The following is a 21,998-nucleotide window of genomic DNA, read 5'->3' on the forward strand; positions in this document are numbered from 1 at the left end:
GTGGACCTTCCACGCCGTGGAGAGCCGTCTGCCGACGGTGAGCGATTGTGGGCGCGGAGGCGCGCCCGCTCGCTCCTCCATGCCCTGGTCCTCGTCGTCGTCACCAGCATGGCGATCCAGTTCGCAGCCGCACCGGCAGTGACAGCCGTCTCCAGCGCATCGGCGCTGACGGCTTCGCGTGTGGCGACAGACCACGCCCCGGCACGCTCGCTCACGGGGGACGCTCTCGATCGCGCCCTCGCCCGGGCTCTCGGCGAGTGGCGCGCGGTCGGAGCGGACACGGCCGGCATCTCGGCGCGCGTCGCCGACCTCCCCGGGCGCACGCTCGGCTATGCCAGCGGGCGCGTCATCCGCGTCGATGTCGACGCGGCCGGCTGGGGCTGGCAGCGGATGAGTCTCGCGTCCGTTCTTCGTCACGAGATCGGTCACGCCCTCGGCCTCGCACACGCCCACGGCGGCGTCATGGAGGACGTCCTCGCACCGGGAGCGGAGCTGCGCGTCGCCTCTCGCGATCTTCTTCGCGCCGCCGCAGATCCTGTAGCGGGCGCACTTCTCGCCCCGTTCGAGGTCGTGGAGGACACCCCGCCCGCACCCGCGCAAGAAGTGGCTGCGGCGCCGGCGGAAGAACCGGCCCCCGCTGCTGATCCTGTTGCGGCGCCCGCCGAGCCCGCCGTTGCGGATCCCTCCCCGGCGGCAGACACCGCGCCGCCCGCCGAGACCGCGCCGCCCGTCCAGACCACGGGCCCGGATGCGGCAGCCGCGTCCGATGGGGCGGCGTCGACGCCCGGCGCCTCGGATGCCGCGTCGCCGCTCCCGACGGAATCGGCGGCCACCACGGTGACCGGCCTCGTCGTCTCGGTGGTCGCCGTCGATTTCGGCAAGGTGCATCCCGCCGTCGGCGCTGTTCGCACGTTCATCCTGACCAACACCGGCACGGAAGCGATCACGCTCGGGGATGTGCTCGCTGATCCCTCGGGGTCCTTCGATGTGACCGGATTGCCCAGCGTGCTCCTCCCGGGCGCGAGCGTCACGATCACCGTTATGGTGCGACCCGGGGCTGCCGGCATCCGCACCGCGACCCTGACCCTTCCCGGCGTCGAGCCCATGCCTCTGACGGCGGAGCTCACTCGCTGGTCGCTCGATGGCGACACCGCGGTCGCGACGGCCGGAGATCGCCTCGACCACCAGCTGGTGCTGGGGGCGAACGGTGTCTCGCTGGTGCGCATGACCGACGCCAACGACATCGATGTGGCGCCGGATGCTCTGTCGATCTTCCTCGCCGGCGGCGCCTCGGCCGACCGCGTCGCCATCTCGGGCTCGGCCGGCGGCCGAGCGGTGCGCATCTCGGGCGGAGGCGGTGACGACACGCTCGCCGGTCCTTCCCAGAACGTCACGTGGCACATCACCGGCGACGGAGCAGGAACGGTCGGCGATGTGTGCTTCGACGGGTTCGAGCAGCTCGTCGGCGCCGCAGGCAACCAGGACGTCTTCGACTTCGCGGCAGACGGCCGGATCGCCGGTGTGATCGACGGCGGAGCGGGTGGTTTCGACACGCTGGTGCTGGATGCCGCCGGCCGGGCTGTCCGCTCGGTCGCGTACGACCCGCACTCCGGGGTCATCACCGTCGGCGGCGTGGCATACACCTACGCCGGCCTGGAGCCCATCACGATCAGCGGAGTGGCAGACCTCATCGTCGCGGGCACGGCGTCCGGTGAGGTCATCACGCTCGCGCCTTCCACGCCGGGAAAGCTGGTGGCGAGCTCGTCGAGCATGGAGTCGATCGAATTCGACATCCCCAGCGCGTCACTCACGATCGACGGTCTCGGCGGGATCGACAAGGTGCTCATCACCGGGGCGATCAACCTCGGCGCGGCACTCTTCTCGGCGCTGGCCGAGACGATCGAACTCCTCGCCGGTGCCTCGCTCATCACCACGAGCGACGTGACACTGGCTGCCTTCGCAGAATCGGCCGCGCCGAGCGCGACTGCCGGCGCTCACGCCCGGGTCGCCGGAAAGGTGGTCGGTCGCAACGTGGTCATCAGCGCCACGGCCCAGCAGCACGTCACACGCAGTGGCGCAGCCGAGACCGCGACCTACACGCTGAATTCTTCGGCACTCGCCGAGATCGTCGCTGGAGCCGACATCCATGCCGCGACCCTTCAGGTCATCGCGGCGACGAACGTCGAGTTCGAGTACGACGCCACGGCCACCTCGGTGATCCCGTTCGGCCCCGGGGTCGTCTCCTTCTCCGACGCCCGCGTGGACGTCGACGCGACCAGCTCCACGCAGGCACACATACGCTCGGGTGCGATCGTCACCCTGACAGGGGGCGGGCCCGCGTCGGCGACGGTGCCCCAGACCGTGCTCGTGTCTGCGAGCGACTCGATCCACCTCGTCGTCGTCCTCCATGACGACACTGCGCCCGCCGTTCACGCCCTGCTGATCGATCCGGTCAAGGGGCCGCAGAACGCCGGGCGCACCTTCCAGTTCGACGATCTGCAGGCCCACGTGACCCTGCAGCGCGATACGGCGGCATCGATCGCCACGGAGATCGTCACCGGGGGCCTCGTCGCCGTCCGCGCCGAGAACACCGGCGACGTCGCCGGGGACGTTCCCTCCACCCTCATCGGACTCGTCCACATCGTCGCCACCAAGGACGACGCCCGAGCGAGCGTCGCGGGCACCAGCCTTCAGGTGGGCGGCCTCGAGGTGCTTGCCACGACGACGGGCGGCTACAGCGCGACCGCCAAGGATGCCCTCGTCAGCGTGACGGGGAATACCGAAGCGTCGATCACGGATGCCGACGTCACGAGCACGTCCGATGTGACCGTGTCGGCGCGCGACGCGAGCTCGCTCAACGTCGAGGCGGGCGAGCAGGTGCTGATGCCCGGCACGCCGCTCATCACCGCGACCGGCGTGATGGCCTGGAACCTCCTTCACCGGACGGTCCTTGCCCAGATCTCGGCCTCCGACGTCACGGCGGACGGTGCGATCGACGTCCTCGCGGTGGGGGAGCCGATCCTCATCGCCACCACGACCGCCGCCTCGATCGCCCAGCGCGACACGGCGGTCGTCACCTCCGACCTCTCCGCCCTCGCGGGGCTGCTCGCGGTCAACGTCCTCACCGGCTCGGTCGTCGCGAATGTCGTGGGCGGCTCGCTCGACGCAGACTCCATCCTCATCTCGGCCGACAGCAGCGGTGCGCGGATCGACGCCACCTCCGGTGTCTCGGCGGTCGCAGCCACCGGGACGATCTCGGTCGACAATCTTCCGAAGCTGACCTTGAGCGCCGCCATGGCGATCAACCTGATCGGCTGGTCGGTGCAGCCCGTCGCGCTCGGCGCGGTGCTCGCCTTCGCTGAGGCGCTGCTCGGTGTCGACTTCGCCGTCGCCGCCCCCTGGCGGATCGCGGCGACGTCGACGGATGCCCGGCTCACGGCCGTACACGACATCGTCGTCACGGCGCTCTCGGCCGAGGCCATCAACGCCACCGTCAGCAACTCCGCGCAGTCGACGTCGAACGGCATCGCCTTCACGTTCAGCGCCGGGGCCGGGATCATCGTGGCGAGCAACAAGATCCTCGGTGAGACCCGTGCCGTCATCGAGTCGACGACTTCCGCTCGCATCCCGGTCGCCGCAGGAGGCCTGCTGCGCATCGCGGCCGACCACGCCGCCGGCATCTACTCGAACGTCCAGCTCACGACCGGCTCACTCACGACCAACGATGGCGGCTTCCACGCCGTGAGCGGGCTGCTCGCCCTCCCCGCACACGATCACCTCTCCACCGAGACCGGCGTTGTCACCCTCGACCGCGGCGACACCGTGCTCATCCCGATCGGCGCCGTGGAGGACGACTACACCGCGCAGCACGAGATCTTCGACCAGCCGGTCGCGCTCGTCGAAGGAGACGTCGTCCGCCTTGCCGACGACTACGGTACGACGCGGCACAGCACGTCTCTCGGCATCCGCTACGTCCTGCATGGAGATGTGGTGCTCGTCGAGGCAGGTCACGACGCGGGCGGCGATTGGGACACCCTCTATCGCTACCTCGGCAGCAGCCAGCGCATCGACCTGTCGGAGGAGGACTTCACGGTCGCGAGCCGCTGGGCCGTCATCGGCGGCGACGCCGGCAGCGCCTACCGCTACCTCGGTGCCGACGAACAGGTCGATCTCAATTCGGTCGACTACTCCGACACGGATCTGTGGGTCAGGGTCGCCGACAGCCCCCTCAGCGTCTACACCTGGATGGGGCCGGACGATTTTCAGGTCAACTTCCTCACGACGGACTTCCTCGACCTCGGGTGGTGGAAGCCGGTGCGGCCGAGCACCGTGTTCCCGTCCGGGTTCAACCTGACGAATTCGCACGCGGTCGCCATCGCGGCGGCGATCGTGCTCAACGATCTGCGCAGCGACGTGACTGCGACCCTCTCGTATGCCGATGCCACGGCCGATTCGCTCATGGTCGAGGCGATCGAGCAGGCGATCATCCGGGCGGACGCCGACGTGACGGCCTCGGCTTCGGGGGGCAACAGCATCACCGGGGTAGGCACGGCGCTCGCCGCCGGAGGAATCATCGCCACCAACCGCGTGCTCGGCGGCGCGACGGCCAGCGTGCTGTGGAGCACCGTTGTGGCCGTGACCGACATCACGGTGCGCGCCCTGCTCCGCGCCGAGATCGAGGCGTCTGCCCGCGCCGCGCTGACGTCCGGGGCTCAGACCTTCTCCGTGGTTCTGGCTTTCAACACCATCGGCTGGCAGCCCACCGCGACGTTCTTCGAGACGCTGCAGGCGATCCTCGGCTCACCGGTCATCGGCGGGCACACGGCGTATGGCAACGAGAGCGCCGCCATCGCCCGGGCCTTCGTTCAGCAGAGCGCCCTCCAGGCAGGAGGAGCCGTCGCCGTTGTGGCCGATGCGTCGTCCACCATCTCGGCATACCTCGGCAACGACGCGACGTCGTACCCGGCTGCGCTGTTCGGGGCTGAGGGCCTCGCAATGAACGGGGTCGTCGCCTCGAACCGGGTGTCGGCCGGGGCCTTCGCGCAGATCGAGGGCATCACCCCCGCCAGCTGGACGCTCGCGAATCCGTCCGCGCCGATCAAGCCGGGCGACGTCGTGCTCACCGCGGGGGGCAGATTCCAGTGGACCGGACTCGAGCGCGGGCCCCCGGCATCCAACGAGAACTTCCTGGCCCCCGGCTGGCGCCAGATCGGCGACATCGCGGCCACCGTCTTCGCCGGCTCCCTCACGGTCGATGCCCTCAGCGCAGCGGTGATCGGGGCCACGACCACCCTCTTCTCCGAAATCGCCCCCAACAACGATGCGGGCTCGGGCCTGATCAACCGCTATCTCGGCGATCAGCTCGACGACTACCTGTACACCAGCAATTCCGGCACTGTGACGCTTGATCTGGGAGATCGCGTCTGGGCCGACGATCAGGTCTTCGAGTGGATGGGTCTGGAGAACGCCTCGGAAGACCTGGGTTCGACCAACTTCGCCGACCCGGATCTGTGGAAGCTTCTCAGCCCCACGAACCTCTTCACGAGCTCGCTCGCCTACGCCCTGCTCGGGGAGATCGGCACGCGGCTCAACAGGCCGAAGGTCGGCGCATCCGCCGGCTACTTCGGCCTCGTCGTCACCAACGATCTGCGCTCGAGCACGCTCGCCTCGATCGTCGACACCGGCATCGACGTAGACGGCGACGTCACCGTGCGGGCGACGGATGTCACCTCCCTCACCGCTCAGGACTCCAGCACGATCCTGGCCTGGGGTGGCGGCGGCGGCGTGCTGGCCATGAATGCGATCCTCGGGAGCGCGCAGGCCCTCGTCACGCGCAGCCCGATCACCGCGAACGGCGACCTGCTCGTGCAGGCGTCGCAGTCCGGCGACGCGGTGGCGGCGACGCAGACGCACATGGAGGCCTGGGACGCCTTCACCGTGATCCTCGCGTTCAACTCACTGGGCTGGACCTCGCAGAACCTGCTCTCGTATCTCGTGGAGGCGATCCTCGGGGTCTCGGCCGCCGACATCGCCGACCGGTTCGGCCTGGGGAGCAACCCGGTCATCACAGCGATCTTCGGCGACCAGCAGCCCTCGCTCGCCCGCGCGGTCGTCACCGACTCGTCCCTGCAGGTCGCCGGCTCGGTCACCGTCAACGCCATCTCGTCCACGATCCTCACCGCGCTGGGCAGCAACGAGAACATCGTCTCGGCCGCCGTGGACATCACGTTCGGCGCCGCGGGCCAGGAGGCCGACAAGAAGACCGGCAAGGTCGCCGGCTACGGCGCCACCGGCACGGCCGCGGGCATCCTCGTCGCGACGAACAAGGTGAACAGCCTCGCCCACGCCGAGGTCGTCTTCACCGGCGCGGCGCGCGGCACGGTGGAGGCCGGCGGCGATGTCACGATCAGCGCGGCCGACACCGCCGGTGTGATGGCCACCGCGACAGTGATCCAGGATGTCGCCACCTCGAACACCCTCGCCGGAATCGCCGACATCCTGAACCAGGTCGTCATCCCGGGCGACTACGACTTCACGACCCGGTCCGGGATCCGCACAGTGGGCAAGGGATCGCATGTGCGCCTGGGCCAGGGCTGGATCGATGCCTGGACGGCCGCGCATCCGGGTCAGCCCGTGCTCTTCGTGGCCGGCGACATCTACGAGTACCAGGGCACCACGAGCGCTCTCATCGACCTCGCGAGCATCACCGCGGCGAACTTCGCAGACGCCGCGAAATGGGTGCGGATGGTCGCCGGGCAGGACAACCTCCGGCGCTTCTACCCCAACATCGGCAACCTGACGAGCTCGGACGCCCGGTCTGTCGGCATCCTGGTCATGCTCAACGATGTACGCAGCTCGGTCACGGCGAAGGTCAGCAACGCCAGGGTCACCGCGCCGAGCCTCTCGGTCACGGCGACGGAGGACGCGTGGCTCATCGCGGATGTGCTGCTGAATGTGTCGGCAACCGGCGGCAGCTTCTACGGAACCGGKGACGTGCTCAGCGTCGCGGCGCAGATCGCGACGAACCGTGTGCTCGGGTCAGCCACCGCGCTGGTGCAGAATTCCGTCGTCGACCTCGGCGGGGATCTGGTCGTCACGGCGACGAACAGCGCTCTGATCGACGCGACCCTGCTGACATCGGCGTACAGCGGTGCCGATTCCGTCGGCGTCGTGCTCGCGTTCAACACGGTGGGCTGGAAGCCGACGAACGTCCGGTTCAACGCGATCGACACCATCCTGGGCCAGCCGCTGATCAGCGGGCTTCTCGGCGATGGTGAGCCGTCCATCGCGAGGGCCAAGGTGCTCGACACGGTCGTCGACGCAGACGGAGATGTGAAGGTCACCGCGATCAACGCCGCCGGCATCAACGCGACGGTGAGCAACGCGGCGACGAGTGAGGCATCCGCGCTCATCGATGCGAAGAGCAGCGCGGTCGGCGTGCTCATCGCGAGCAACAAGGTGAATGCGGGAGCAGAGGCGAGCATCGAGAACACGCCGGGCTCGGCCGCCGAAGCAGTGACCGCGGGCGGCTCCGTCGAGATCGTGGCGAAGGACGCCACGGGGATCTTCGCCAACACCCTGCTGCTCACGTCGTCGAGCACCCTCAACGACGGCGGGCTCTCTGTCGCGCAGGGCTACTTCAACGACAACGCGGTGTCGTCGATCTACACCTCCGCCGAAGGCACGCGGGTCCTGAATCGCGGCACCACGGTGCGCGTGGCCGCGATCGAAGAGGACTTCACGAGCTCGGACAGTGACGTGGACGTCGACAACGGCATGATCGTGCGCGTCGACGACGGGTACGCCGACGCTCGCTTCACGACCTCGTCGGGCGTGCGGATCGTCGTCACCGGTGACGTCGTCGAGGTTGAGGACGGTTACGCCGGGGGTGGGGATGCCGGCACCTACCGCTACATCGGGGGGAACGCCCGCCTCGACCTCGGTGCCCAGGACTACAGCGACACCGCTCTCTGGGTGCTGATCGCGGGCGAGGGGGGCCGCGCCTACCGGTACATCGGCACCGGCTCGCTGACGGACGCAGACCTCGGACTGATCGACTACACGGACGCCTCCTCGTGGGTCGCGCTCGGCGGCGACGAGGGCGTCGTCTACGAGTGGATGGGGCCCGACAACGAGTCGCGCGACCTCGGAAACGAGGACTACAGCGACCTGGGCTGGTGGAAGCCGCTGCCGCAGACCGGCATCCTGCCCCAGGGGCTGAACGTCACGGGCTCGGACGCGATCGCCGTCGGCGGAATCGTCGTGCTCAACGACGTCCGCACCCACGCCTGGGCGAGCATCAAGGGCGTCACCGTGACCGCGGCAGGCGTTCTCGTTCAAGCGATCGAAGAGGCGCTGCTGCGGGCGATCACCGATGCGACCGTCGTCTCGTCGGGCGGCGCATCCTTCCCCGACATCGAGGGCGACTCCATCGCCGTCGGTGGCGTCATCGCCACGAACGTCGTCCTGTCCGAGGCGCGGGCCACGATCACCGGCGGCGCCGTCACCACGACGGGCGACGTGCTGGTCGATGCTGAGAACGTCGCGCAGCTCGACGCCGTGACCCGCGCTGCGGTCGCCTCGGCATCCCAGAACGCCGGAGTCACACTGGCCTTCAACTCGATCGGGTGGAAGTCGCAGAACTTCCTGTTCAACCTCATCGACGCGATCATCGGAACGCCGGCGCTCGCCGGTGCGCTCGGCGGAGCCCAGCCCGCGATCGTCGAGGCCCGCATCGCCGGCACCACCGTGACGGCGGGCGGCGACGTCGCCGTGATCGCCGTCAACGCGGGAGTGATCAACGCCGAGGTCTCGAACGAAGCCGCCGCCGTCGTCGTCATGGTGTGGGGATCCAACGCCACCTCGGTGGGCATCGCCGTCGCGAAGAACATGGTCAATGTCCAGACCACGGCCGTGCTCGACGCCGCCGGTACCGCCATGACGGTCACCGCCGGCGGAGATGTCGCCGTCACCGCCGACGAGGTCGCCGAGATCTCGGCCGACATCACCCTCGACGTCCTGGCCCAGTCCGTGAACGACCCGACTCTGCTCGTCGCCGGTCTGATCGAAGCGGCGCTGCTCGACTACACGCACACCTCGAACTCCGGAACAGTCGACCTCCACCACGGCGACACCGTCCGGGTCGCGGACGACTACACAGGATGCTCAGCCGAATGCGCCGGGATGGTCTGGGAGTACGTCGGCGGCGCCGCTCCCCACGTCAACCTGGGCACAGTGGACTACAAGGGCCCGCTCTGGAAGCGCCTCCTGGTGGACACGATCTGGGAGATCCCGTTCATCGACCGCGTGCTCCAGTTCGTGCAGACGCTCGAGACGGTCTCGACGGCGGGCGGCGGCCTGGTGGCCCTCAACGACGTCCGTGGGGCAGTCACCGCCGCCATCACGAATGTGGACATCGACGCCGCGGGCGCGCTCACGGTCGCTGCGACGGAACGAGCCGCAATCACCGCCATCATCACGAGCAGCATGATCGCCTCCGGCGGCACCGGCTCCGCGGCCCTCGGCGTGGTGATCGCGACCAACCTCGTGCTCAGCAGTGCACACGCGACGGTGACGGATGCCGCGCTCCTCGCGGGCGATTCGGTCACCGTGACGGCGAGCAACACGTCGGCGATCATCGCGACGATCTCGGCGGTGACCGAGACCGCGGGCGCAGGGATCGGCATCACGCTCGCGTTCAACACGATCGGGTGGGGCTCGCAGAACATCTTCTTCAACATCGCGGATGCCGTCGCGGGAACCGACATCGGCACGCAGATCCCCGCCGAAACCGTGGCCTCCGTGACCGGATCGACCATCGACGCGGGGGGCGACATCTTCGTGACGGCTACCGGCGACTCGAGCGTCGTCGCGCACATCCGCAACGCGATCGTCTCCGTGAACATCGACGTTCCGACCGGTGGAGAGGGGGGCGGTGACGCCGCCTCGATCGTGATCGGCGCCGTCATCGCGATGAACAAGGTCAACGCGGTGACGCGTGCCGAGATCCTCTCCGCCCCGGTCGTCGACGCGGCGCCCTCGGTGAGCGCGGGCGGAGCCCTGACGGTGACCGCCGACGACCTCGCTTCGATCGATGCCTGGGTGGAGGCGCCGGTCACCGCCGTGACGATCGGCCTGACCGACGGACAGACCGCGAGCATCGGGGTCGGCCTGAGCCTCGCCCGCAACGACATCCGCACCAAGACCGACGCGCAGATCCAGAACGTGCCGCTGGCGCGGGCCGCGGGCGCGGTCAGAGTCGCCACCACCGGCGCCTCGGTCATCCACGCGACATCGGCGGCATCCGCGATCACTGTGGCCCTCGGCATCAAGGGCTCCGCGGCCTTCAGCGGCGGCGGTGCCGTCGCGATCAACCTCATCCAGGGACGCACGAATGCGACGATCGACCACAGCCGCGTCGACGCGACAGCGGGCAGCCTGACACTCGCCAGTGACTTCTCATCCCAGATCACGGCGGTCGTCGCCGCGATCGCCGTGGCGGTCGGTGTGGGGGCCAAGACGAGCGCAGCCGTCGCGATCGGTATCGCGGTGGCCCGGAATCTCATCGGCTGGGAGCAGTACGCGAACCCGACGACGTTCGATGTCACAGGGTCGGCCCTTCCGATTGAGGTGAAGGCTCGCGCGATCGCCGGCGACCTTCACGCCGGCGGGCACGTGATCCTCCGGGCGACAAACGCGTCCACCATCGTCGCGACGATCAGCGCGACCTCCGTCGCCGTCGCGGCCTCACCCGAGTCGTCGCTCGCCGTCGCGATCGGCGGGGTGTGGGCCGACAACATGATCGGGGCCCGGGTCGAAGCATCCGCCACCGGCACCGCTGTGCACGCCGGCGGAAGACTCGACGTCACGGCGACGGACACCTCCTCGATCACGGCCGACGCCCAGGGCGTCTCGGTCGCCGCAAGCCTCGGGGGGAAAGGCGCGATATCGGGCTCGGTCGGGATGTCGCTCGCCCACAACACCATCGACTCGCAGGTGCTCGCCATTCTCTACAGCCCCGGCGTCATCGTGGCGCCGGGAGGCATCCACATCTCGGCGACGAACGATGCGGAGATCCTCGTCAAGGCGATCGCCGTGGCGGTTTCGGTCAGCGTCGCCGGGGGGTCGCCGGCCCTCGCGCTGGCGGGCGGCGGTGCCGAATCCACCAACCGGATCCTCGCGACGACACGGGCGGGCGTCGTGGGCGGGTCGCTCGGGACAGCCGCGCTTCCTGTGAGTGAGGTCATCGTCGACGCGAAGTCGACCGGCAGCATCCACGCCCTCGTCCTGGGCATCGCGGGCTCCATCGCAGCCGGCGGTGGCACCTCGATCGGTCTCGCGCTCGGCATCTCGGTCGCGCGGAACATGATCGGCTGGGACGACACGGCAGTCAACACGACCTACACGTCCAACCAGACGGTGGCGGGGCTGAACTACGGCGACACGGTTCGCGTCAGCGGGGGCGTGCTGGACGGCGAGGCGTACTCGTACCGCGGTCCTCCGGTCACGCACTCGGTCGCCCTCTTCTCGGTCGACTTCACGGATCCCTCCTCGTGGGAGCGCATCGGACTCACCCCGGGCGCGGCGGCCACCGAGGCGGTCATCTCCGGCGCCGACGTCTACTCGACGGGCGCGGTGTCTCTCTCCGCCACCTCTTCTCAGACCATCGATGCCCTCGTCATCGCGGCAGCCGCCGCCATCAGCGCCGGATCCACGGCCGGGCTCGGGCTCGCCGCGGCCGGATCGTTCGCCGAGAACCGCATCCACGCATCGACTCGGGCGGCCATCGACGGCGGCAGCGCGGCAAGTCCGCGCATCATCCGTGCCGCGTCCCTCAGCGTCATCGCCGACGACAGCTCATCGATGCGGATCGTCGCGGTCGGGGCCGCAGTATCGGCGAACTTCGGCGGCAACCTCGGCATCTCAATCGCGATCGGCCTGTCCATCGCCCTCAACCGCATCGATGTGGATGTCGCCGCCGCCGTGATCTCGGCGAAGGTGACGACGACGGGCACGGGCGGAGTCACGATCACGGCCACCTCGCGGGGATCGGAGCTCTTCGATCTCACCGGCGTGACACAGGCCGGCCTCGGGGATGCGTCGGCGAACGATGAGGACGACGCCACGGACCCTGCAGGGGATGCAGCCATCCTCCAGGCCATCGAGAACCAGTTCGCCGCCCACGGCATTCGACTCGTCGTCGGGCAGGTGCGCTCGGACACGCGGGTCGCGCCGTCGATCTCATCGCTGAACACCTCTGCAAACCTGAAGCGCGGCGTCGCGGTGCTGGTCGCCGATGGCCACTCGGCCGGCGGCGCGGCGGGCGCGGTGTACGTGTGGAACGGCGCCGACATGGTCGATGTCGATCTCACCGGCGTCGACTTCGACGCCGTCGCGGGCGAGTGGCTCAAGGGTGACCGGTGGATCCTCGTCACGAAGGGCGACATCCTCTACGACGCCGTCAACGGCAGGTCCTACCGCTATGCGGGAACCACCGGCATCCTGAACCTCGACCTGGTGACGTTCACCGGTCCGAGCTGGATCTACGCACCGCCCACGCTGACAGTCGTCGAGACCGGCCGCGTGTGGCAGCTGACCGCAGGGACCGACGTGTTCCTCATCACCCGCACGGACACCGGTGACTATGCCGTGTCGCGTCCGACGATCGGTGCCGTCGCGGTCGCCGCCGCCATCGCGATCGGCGGCGGGGGTGATGTCGGCGCCGGAGTCGCGGGTGCAGGTGCCTACGCCCGCAACGAGGTGCTCGGCTCGGCGCGCGCCTGGGCACAGGACAGCTCGCTCGATGTGACGGGAGCCGTCTCGCTCGCCGCAGCAGGAAGCGCGACCATCGTCTCGACGATCGTCGCGGCTTCGGCGGCGATCGGCGCCGGGGGAACCGCGGGCATCGGAGTGTCGATCGGCATCGCGATCGCCGAGAACCTCATCGGCGGCACCAGGACCGACGGCACCCGCGCTGCCTACCGCGTCGCGGCCGAGCTCGTGAACACATCGGTGCTCGCCACGGGCGCGCTCACCCAGACGGCCACATCGCACCAGACCATCAGCGCCCTCGTCGTCGCGGCCTCGGCAGCGATCGCCGGGGCCGGGGTCGTGGGCATCGGCGTCAGCGGCGCCGGTGTCTGGGCGACGAACACGATCGCGTCGGATGTCGCGGCCACCGCGACCGGGCAGCCGAACGCCCAGCACACCGTCCGCGGCATCACGGCCGCCGGCATCACCCAGACAGCGACCGACGAGTCGGCCGTCCGCGCCCTCGCGATCGGGGCGTCGCTCGCCGCCGCCTTCGCCGGCACCGCCGCCATCGCCGTCTCGGTCGGCATCACGATCGCGCAGAACACGATCGACACCGCGGTCAGCGCGGGGCTCGCCTCGGTGGGCGAGGTTCACGCGGCTTCAGTCACCATCGCCGCGAAGAGCGATGCGAGCATCGATGCACTCGCGGTCGCGGCATCCTTCGCGGTCGCCGTCGGAATCGTCGGCATCGCCGTCAGCGGAGCCGGCGCCTTCGCCTCGAACGTCATCCTGAGCCGCACCAACGCGTTCATCACGGGCAGCACCGTCACCACGACCGGCGCGGTCTCGGTCACCTCCGAGAACACCTCGTCCATCTCCGCAGTCATCGTGGCGGCCTCCGCGGCCATCGGCGGCGGCGTCGTCGGCATCGGCGCATCGCTCGGCGTCTCGATCGCCCGCAACCTCATCGGCTACCGCGTCTCGGGCCTCGGCGTGACCCCAGCGCCCGCCGAAGTGCGCGCCTACATCACGAATTCGACCGTCCACGCCGGCGGCAACCTGACGGTCAGGGCCACCAACGAAGCGACCATCGACGCGATCGTGCTCGCCATCTCGGTGGCCGTCTCGGGTGGCGGCGTCGGCGTCTCGGCGACGGCGGCGGCCTCTGATGTGCAGAACCGCATCCAGACGCTCGTCCAGGCCTTCATCTCGAGCACCGTCGCGGCGAGCATCCATGCGCATGACCTCGCGATCGTGGCGATCGACACCGCGCGCATCCGCGCCGTCGCGGTCGGCGCCTCTCTCGCCGTCGCCGGAGCAGGCGTCGCGGTCGCCGGCTCGATCGGCATCTCCCTCGCCCGCAACGAAGTGGCCGACACCGTGGCCGCCTACCTCGCGGGGATCGCCGACGTCGATGTCGCGTCGCTGCGGATCGCCGCGACGAGCGCGGCATCCGAGCCGGTGGCCACGGGGCCGCTCTCGGCATCGACGCTGGACGGCGCGGTCGACGACACGAACGACCTCACCGGCAGCGGCAAGGGGAAGCTCACCTCTGGGCGGCTCATTGCCCTGCGCGAAGCACTGCCTGGTCTCGGGCTCTCGGATCAGCTCGCCGTGACTGAGCTCGTCGAGGGCAGCCAGTGGGTGCTGCGGGATGCCGCGACCGGCCGAGGCTGGATCGTCCGCGCGGTGGGTGGCGGCTTCGAGGTCGTCGCCCTGACCATCGACGCCGTCTCGGTGGCAGCATCGGTCTCTGCGGGCTTCGGTCCCGGTGCGGCCGCGGTCAGCGGCGGGGGAGCGCTCGCCACCAACATCGTCACCACGACCGTCAACGCCTCCGTGTCGGGCAGCACCGTCCTGAGCGACGGCGCGGTCGACATCACCGCGGACGGCCGTGCGGCGATCGTCGCGACCGTGATCGGCGCCTCTGTGGCGATTGCCGGAGGCTTCGTGGCCGGCGCGCTGTCGATCGGCGTCTCCATCGCACGCAACGTCATCGGCTTCGACGCCGGCGACGGCACTGCGGCAGACCACAGGCTGAGCGCCGGGCTGGGCGCCGGTCAGACCGTCGCGACCGGCGACACCGTTCTCGTCGATGTGGGCCCGCACAGCGGCCGCGTCTACCAGTACGTCGGAACGGTGCCCCTCGCCGGCTACACGAATGTCGACTTCACCAACCCCGACCTCTGGCGCGAGCTGTTCACCCGCAACGCGGCCGAGGTGCGCGCCTACACCACCGGATCGACCATCACCACGGACGGCGCGCTGACGGTCCGCGCGACGTCTGCGCAGACAATCGCCGCCTTCGTGCTCGCGGCGTCGGTGGGGATCGGCGCGGGCATGATCGGCATCGGCGCGGCGGGAGCCGGCGCGAGCGCCGAGAACCGCATCGCGGTGGACGTCGCCGCGTTCCTGGCGGGGGCCGGAACGATCACCGCGGGTGTGATCACGCTTTCGGCGAGCGACGTCTCGATCATCAAGGCGGATGTCGCGGCCGCGGCGCTCGCTGCAGGCGCGGGTCTCGTCGGCGGTGCCGCCTCGATCGGGGTGGCACTGGCTCGCAACGTGATCGCGAACCAGGTCGAGGCGTACGTCAACGGCGTGACCGTCGATGCGGCCTCGCTCACTGCGACGGCGACCGACGACACGACGATCCTCGCCTTCTCGATCGCGGCTGCCGTCACCGCCGGCATCGGCGCCCTCGGCGGCCTCGCGATCGCAGGTGCCGGTGCCCTCGCCGAGAACGTCATTCTCAGCGCGGTGCGTGCGTACGGTGAGGGCTCGTCCATCGGGACGTCGGGTGGCGTCAGCTTCAGTGCGACGGCGCGGCCCACGATCGTCGCCACCATCGTCGGCGTTGCGGGGGCGGTATCGGGCGGCCTGGTGGGATCCGGAGCCGTCGCGGTAGGCGTGGCGGTCGCGCGCAACCACCTGGGACTCGACTACGACTTCCTCAGCACCGACGGAACTCCGACGCTCCGCAACGGCGACAGCGTGCTCGTCGCCGACGGACACACGGCGGGCGGGACGGCCGGCGCTGTCTACCGCTACCTCGGCTCGAACGCGCTCGTCGATCTGGCGATCGCGGACTACTCGGCAGTCCTGCTCTGGACCCTTGAGGAGCCGAACCGGGTCGAGGCGTTCCTCAGCAACACGAGCGTGAATGCGGGCGGGGCTCTCAGCCTCACGGCATCCGACACCTCATCGATCACCGCCACGGTCGCCGCCGGCTCCATCGCGCTCGCGCTGTCGGCTGTCGCGATCACCGGGGCAGCCTCCGGCGCGACGGCCACCAACCGCATCGGCACGCATGTGCACGCCTACATCGACGGCGGAACCGGGGTGAGTGCCGCATCGGTGACGATTCGCGCCACGGAGTCGGCCACGATCAGGGCGAAGGTCTTCGGCATCTCGGTCGCGGTGTCGGTCGGTCTCGGCGCGGCCTCGGCGAACTCGATCGTGCTGTCGGACAACCTGATCGCGACAGATACGGCCGCTTACATCGACGGCGCCGCGGTGACCGCGACGGCCGGCGATGTCATCGTGGCCGCCGTCGCGAGCAGCAATGCCGATGCCCAGACGCTGAGCGTCGCCGTCGGCATCGCGGTCGCAGGACTCGCCGTCTCCGTCACTGTCGCCACCGTGGCGAACCGGGCCCACACCGTCGCACGGCTCGGAGCCGGTGCTCACGTGACGGCATCCGGTGATGTCGATGTCTCGGCGACCACCACTCAGATCGCGACGGCGACACTCAAGGGCGGCAGCGGATCCACCGGTGTCTCCGTCACCACGATCGGTGCGACCGTCACGATCGACGACGTACTCGTCGCGGACGTCGCCGATGGCGCTCGCGTGAACGCCCGCAGCCTGGTCGTCCGGGTCGGCGACGGCGTCGCAGCGCCCGCGACCCGCACGGCGACGGCCACGGTCGAGGCGGGCACCGGCGGTCTCATCGCCGTCTCGGCCATCTCTGCCCGCACCACGATCACGGGGCGCGCGCTCGCCCGCATCGGCGCGGCAACGATCACCACGCCGGTCGCGACCCTCGTGGGCGCGTATGTGACGATGCGCAGTGACACGACGACGACCGGCGGCGCGGGTGGTCTCGTCGCCGTCGAGAGCTACTCGCCCACCGCGGAGATCGGCACCACGGCGGCCGCCGCCATCGTGTCGGCGATCGTCGACGGCGGGGCGAACCTGACGGTCGGAGATCTCACGGTCGAGGCGAAGGTGCATGCCGACGCGACCGCGAAGATGCCCTCGGGCGGCGGCGGAGCCATCGCGATCGGCACCGGCAAGGCACTGAGCTTCGTCGACGCGCGGGCTCTCGCCCGGCTCGGCGGCGCCCTCTCCACGTCGGCGGCCACGACGGTCTCGGCCACCGGCAACCTCGCGGTGACCGCCGAGCTCACCGAATCGGCGATGGCGACCGCCGACCGCGGCTCCGGGGGGCTCCTCACGGTCGACGCCCTCTCGGCGGAGGCGACGCTCGCGGGCGTCGCGGGTGCCGAGATCGGGCAGAAGGTGACCGCATCGGCCCGCAACGTGACCGTCACGGCCACGATCCTGGGCGGAGCCGCCAGCGCCTCTATGGTGATCTCGAGCGGTGCGGCGATCAACGTCGCGGCGCCGTCCGCCAAGGCGACGGCCAAGACGACGACGACCGCAGGGATCGGCGCGGACTCCACGATCACCGCCACGAGCGCGGGTCAAGCCGGCGGGAACGTCGTCGTCCGCGCCACCGGCCGTGCCGAGTCCGACGCGTACGCGGCGGCGTGGGGCGGCGGTGCCATCCGCGCCGGTGGGGCGACCGCGACATCGACGGTCGACCCGACGGTGACGGTGACGATCGGCACGGGAACGCGCATCAGTGCGACCGGCGATGTCAGCGTGTCCGGCATCGTGTCGCGCACGCCGGCCTCGGCGGGGCACGTGCAGGACGGCGCGATCATCCTTCCCGTGAACGAGGCCGACGACACCCTGACCGTCGACTTCCCGCTGCAGACGGGCGACCAGGTCACTTACACCGCCACGGGCGGCACGATCGGCGGCCTGTCGGTGTGCACGGGGACGAGCACCGGATGCCGCGCCTACACCGTCACGGTCCTGCAGCCCTCGGTGAACAACGGGCCCGCGGTCATTGCGTTCGATCAGTCGTTCACGCTGGGCTCCGTGGACGGCGCGCGCAACGTGATCACCTTCTCGTCGCCGCATCACTTCCAGTCCGGCGATGCGGTCCGGTTCCTGGGCGACGGCGTGATCGAAGCGTGGCAGGGTCCGCTCGGCGCCGGCGTGCTCTACGTCAAGGTCGTCGATCCGAACACCATCCGGCTGGTCACGACCCAGGCCGCGGCGATCGCGACCGACGCGAGCCTGCTACGCAGCTTCGCCCTCGTCGCGGGCGGCACGTATCTCACGATGGGCGCCCAGTTCGCGGTCGGGGATGCCGTCACCTACGAATCCGACGGGCACGCCGGTTTCACTCAGGACGACGTCGATGTCACGGTGACGACGTTCAGCTGGTGCGGCGTCTCCGTCACGGGACCGCAGCGCACCGGAAGCCTCTGCAAGACCGGCACCACCGCGCTGAACCCCGACGCGCCCGTCCTGCACAACGACGCGGCGAACAACATCTACCTCAAGGACCACGGATTCACGACGGGCGACGCCGTCGTGTACCACGGCTCAGGACTGAACCTGACCAACGGCACGACCTACTTCGTCTACGTCGTCGACGCGAACACGATTCGGCTCGCCGGGAGCTACTACGAGGCGGTCGGCCACGCAGGGGTGGACGCGAACGGCGACGGCGACACAGCGGATACCACCGACGTCGCGCCGATCACCGCGGGAACGTCCATCGCGATCACACGTGACGACCTGTCCGACGCCGCGCGCAAGAGCCCCCACAGCCTCACCCGCGCACTCTTCGGGCTCGAGCAGGGCAAGACCTACTACGTCGTCGCCGGCAGCTCGTCGGCGAACCGCGCGCTGTCCGAGACACGGGGCGGTGCGGCGATCGCCATCCGCAACACGGACACCGTCACCCTCTACCGGCGGAACGGCGCCGTGTACTCGTCGACGGACGTGGTCACCCGGGGCGGCACCCACCGCCTGGGCATCCTGGGACTCGACCTGGCCCCGTGCGCCGGAGGAACGTGCGGCGACCTCGAGACGCTGCGACTCGTGCTCGCGGCGCCGAGCGGCGGGACCCACTCGCTGCATGGCCTCGGGGGCGCCTCCCTCGCCTCGACGGTCGCGGTCCCCGGCAACGGCGAGTCGACCTCCATCGCGCGCGGCGGCGGCGGGGGAGCGTTCAGCTTCGCATTCCCCTCCGCGACGCTGTACTACTCCGCCGACGTCACCGTGACGATCTCGGCGACCGAGGTCCGGTCGGGCGGCAGCATCACGATCACCGCGGAGTCCAAGACGAGCCAGTCCGCGACGGCCTCGGCCGCCGGCGGCGGGGGTCTCGAGGTGGGCGAAGCGCACGCCGACGTGTGGGTGCTGAACGGCGACGAGCTCGAGACCTCGGTCACGATCTCCGGCAGCACGCACCTCACCGCCGGCGACGACCTGACTCTCGGCGCCAGTTCCGACCACATCGCCTCGGCCTCGGCATCCGCCCCTGGCGGCGGCGCGATCAGCGGCAAGATCGCAGAGACGACGGCCCGCCTCGACTTCCTCACGCGCGTCGTGATCCAGAGCGGGGCGACGCTGCAGGCACGTGACGCGCTCATCGTCGAGGCGCGCTCGCGGTCCGATGTCCAGACCTACAGCGACACCTACTCGGTCGGCGTGGGCGCCGGCGCCGACAGCGACGGGACCAACGGCGATCGCGGTGTCCACGTCGACGCCGACACCATCGTGACCGTCGGCGCGGGCTCCACGCTCACGGGCGAATCAGTCGCGATCGGCGCCTTCGTCGACCGGCTCTACGCACGAGCCCGGGCCTATGCGACCGCCTTCAGCCCGATCTTCCTCGGCGTGGCCGTCGCCCTGGCACACGCCAAGGTCGAAGTGGACTCCGTGACGAAGGTGGAGATCTCCGGTACGGCGGCGGGGCCGACCCGGATCACCGGAGAGCGGGGCGTCGACCTCCGAGCGGTCGGGGCCGGCATCCAGATCATCCGCGATCCCGATGCTCTCGCCGTCGCGCTCTTCCCCTACTGGGAGGAGCCGGAGGAGGGCGGGACCAGCATCCCGACGACCGTCACCACGAGCCGGTACGTCACCGTGACGGCCGGCGCCCGCGACAACCAGCGCATCGGCCAGACGCACCTCGTCGGCGGCACGACCCTGGCCCTCAACAAGGCGCAGCCGGCGCTCGCGCTCCTGGTCGAGGCCTACACGAGCATCGACAACGGCACAGCCGACTCCATCGTGTGGGGCGCCGACGTGATCATCCTCGGCGGTCTGTCCGGCCAGCCGGAACTCGTCATCGACGAGACGGGCACGATCAAGGCCCTCAACGGCATGACCGTCTGGGACGACTTCTCGCAGGTCGGCACAGGCGCCACGCTCGGCGTCGGCGGCCAGATCACCGACGGCGACTACTACGTCAAGGTCGAGAACCTCGGCTATGGCGACGTCGCCTTCGTGGCCGACGCGAGCCGGAACCCCGCCGGCGTCCTGCCCGTCTTCACATTCCGCGACTCGCTGGAGTCCGTCACGATCATCGACCGCTCCAGTCAGGAGCTGCAGATCGTCGGCATCGACATGATCTATCGCGGGACGGATAAGCCGCTCGTCGAGTTCGTCCGCAGAACGACCGGGAGCAGCGTCCTCTCGGAAGGCCGCGCCGACGACGGTGTCATGGAGTTCGACCTGTGGCGCAACCTCGCACCCACCGGTGCCATCGTCGACGTGCAGAAGCTCGGCCCGTCGGCGTCGGACGTCGTCGTGCGAGGCGCCATCGTCAACCCCGCCGGATGGACCCGCATCCTTGCCCAGTCCGGAGACATCCGCTCGGTGGGCGACTCCTGGATCGACACGTGGGTCGCGGAGCTCGAGGCGACCGCGGGCTCGATCGGCACCGCGGCGGATCGCCTCGAGGTGCGCCTCGTGAAGTCGGTCAACCGCGGCGATCGGCCGGCGGCGACGGATGACTCGTGCCGCGACTTCTCGATGTTCGTGACGGCGGGAGGCGACGCCTTCCTCCGCCTGCAGGCGGTCGAGCGCGGGCCGCTCTGCCCCGGAGAGGAGCCCTCCTCCGCACTCAGCGTCGGAATCGACCGCATCGTCACGGGCGGGCACGCCGACATCGTGATCCTCGACAGCCTCCGCCAGAACGGCGACGGCGATACCGGCTGGGTGCGAGTGCGCGTCGAGGGCGAGCCCGGCGGCGTCCACGACCAGGACTACTCGCAGCACTTCCGTCCCGACCCCTCGGGCTCCGCTCTGCAGCGCGACCCGGCCGCCTACCCCGACGCTGGAACGACGATCGCATCGGTCTGGACGTTCGAGCGCACGCGCGCCCTCGTGGCCCGCCAGCCTCTCGTGCATCCGACCGGGGTGGCGGGGTACACCCTTCCGCGACAGACCACCTCCGCCGCCACGGTGCCGCGCAGCGCCGGGGTCATCGCGGGCGGCGACATCCGCATCGCCGATGTCGAGGGTGCGACTTTCCTCACGAGCGCGAGCGCCGGGCTTGTCGGCCCGACCGTGACGATCCTCGGCTTCACCGACGTGCTCGGCACGGGCCACATCGACGTCAGCGTCGACGGCGGTGTGGCGCTCGAAGAGGTCGCGGGCGACCTGCGGGCAGGCATGATCCGCTCTCGCGGCGGAGACGTCCGCCTGACCTCGCGTGCGGCGTCGATCGTCGACGCTCCGACGGGGGCGGATGCCGCTGCCACGGCGGGCGACGACGATGCCGACGTCGTGGGGGTCCGCGTCAGTCTCTTCGCGGTGAACGGCGGCATCGGCTCGACCACGAACTTCGTCGAGATCGACTCGTCCAACCACGACGGCGGGCTGGCAGACGGCTGGTTGCTCGCTCGCGCCGGCGAAAGCATCTTCATCACCGAGATCGATGGGATCGCGGCAGAAGTCGATGATCTCCGGGTGTTGCTGGTGTTCTCGGACGCCGATGTCACCCTGACCACGCGAGCCGGATCGATCCTCGACGCATTCGGGGGCGCCTTCGCCGATGTCTTCGGCAACTCGATCGACCTGGACGCGAACGGCGGCAGCATCGGCATCGCCGGCGATGACCTCGAGATCGACTCGCAGTTCTCGGGCAC

Annotated in this window: 1 protein-coding gene (running past one end of the window); it reads left to right on the top strand. The window is 70.0% G+C overall.

Going from position 1 to position 21,998, the window contains the following annotated elements; translation table 11 throughout:
* On the top strand, nt 1–21,998 hold the 5' portion of the coding sequence (locus AC1DP3_RS14500; protein WP_477294449.1) for a hypothetical protein. 11,755 nt of this gene lie beyond the right edge of the window; 21,998 of the gene's 33,753 nt are visible here — the first part of the coding sequence; the start codon lies at nt 1–3; its stop codon lies beyond the right edge, outside the window.

The organism is Microbacterium sp. P5_B6 (assembly GCF_056400345.1).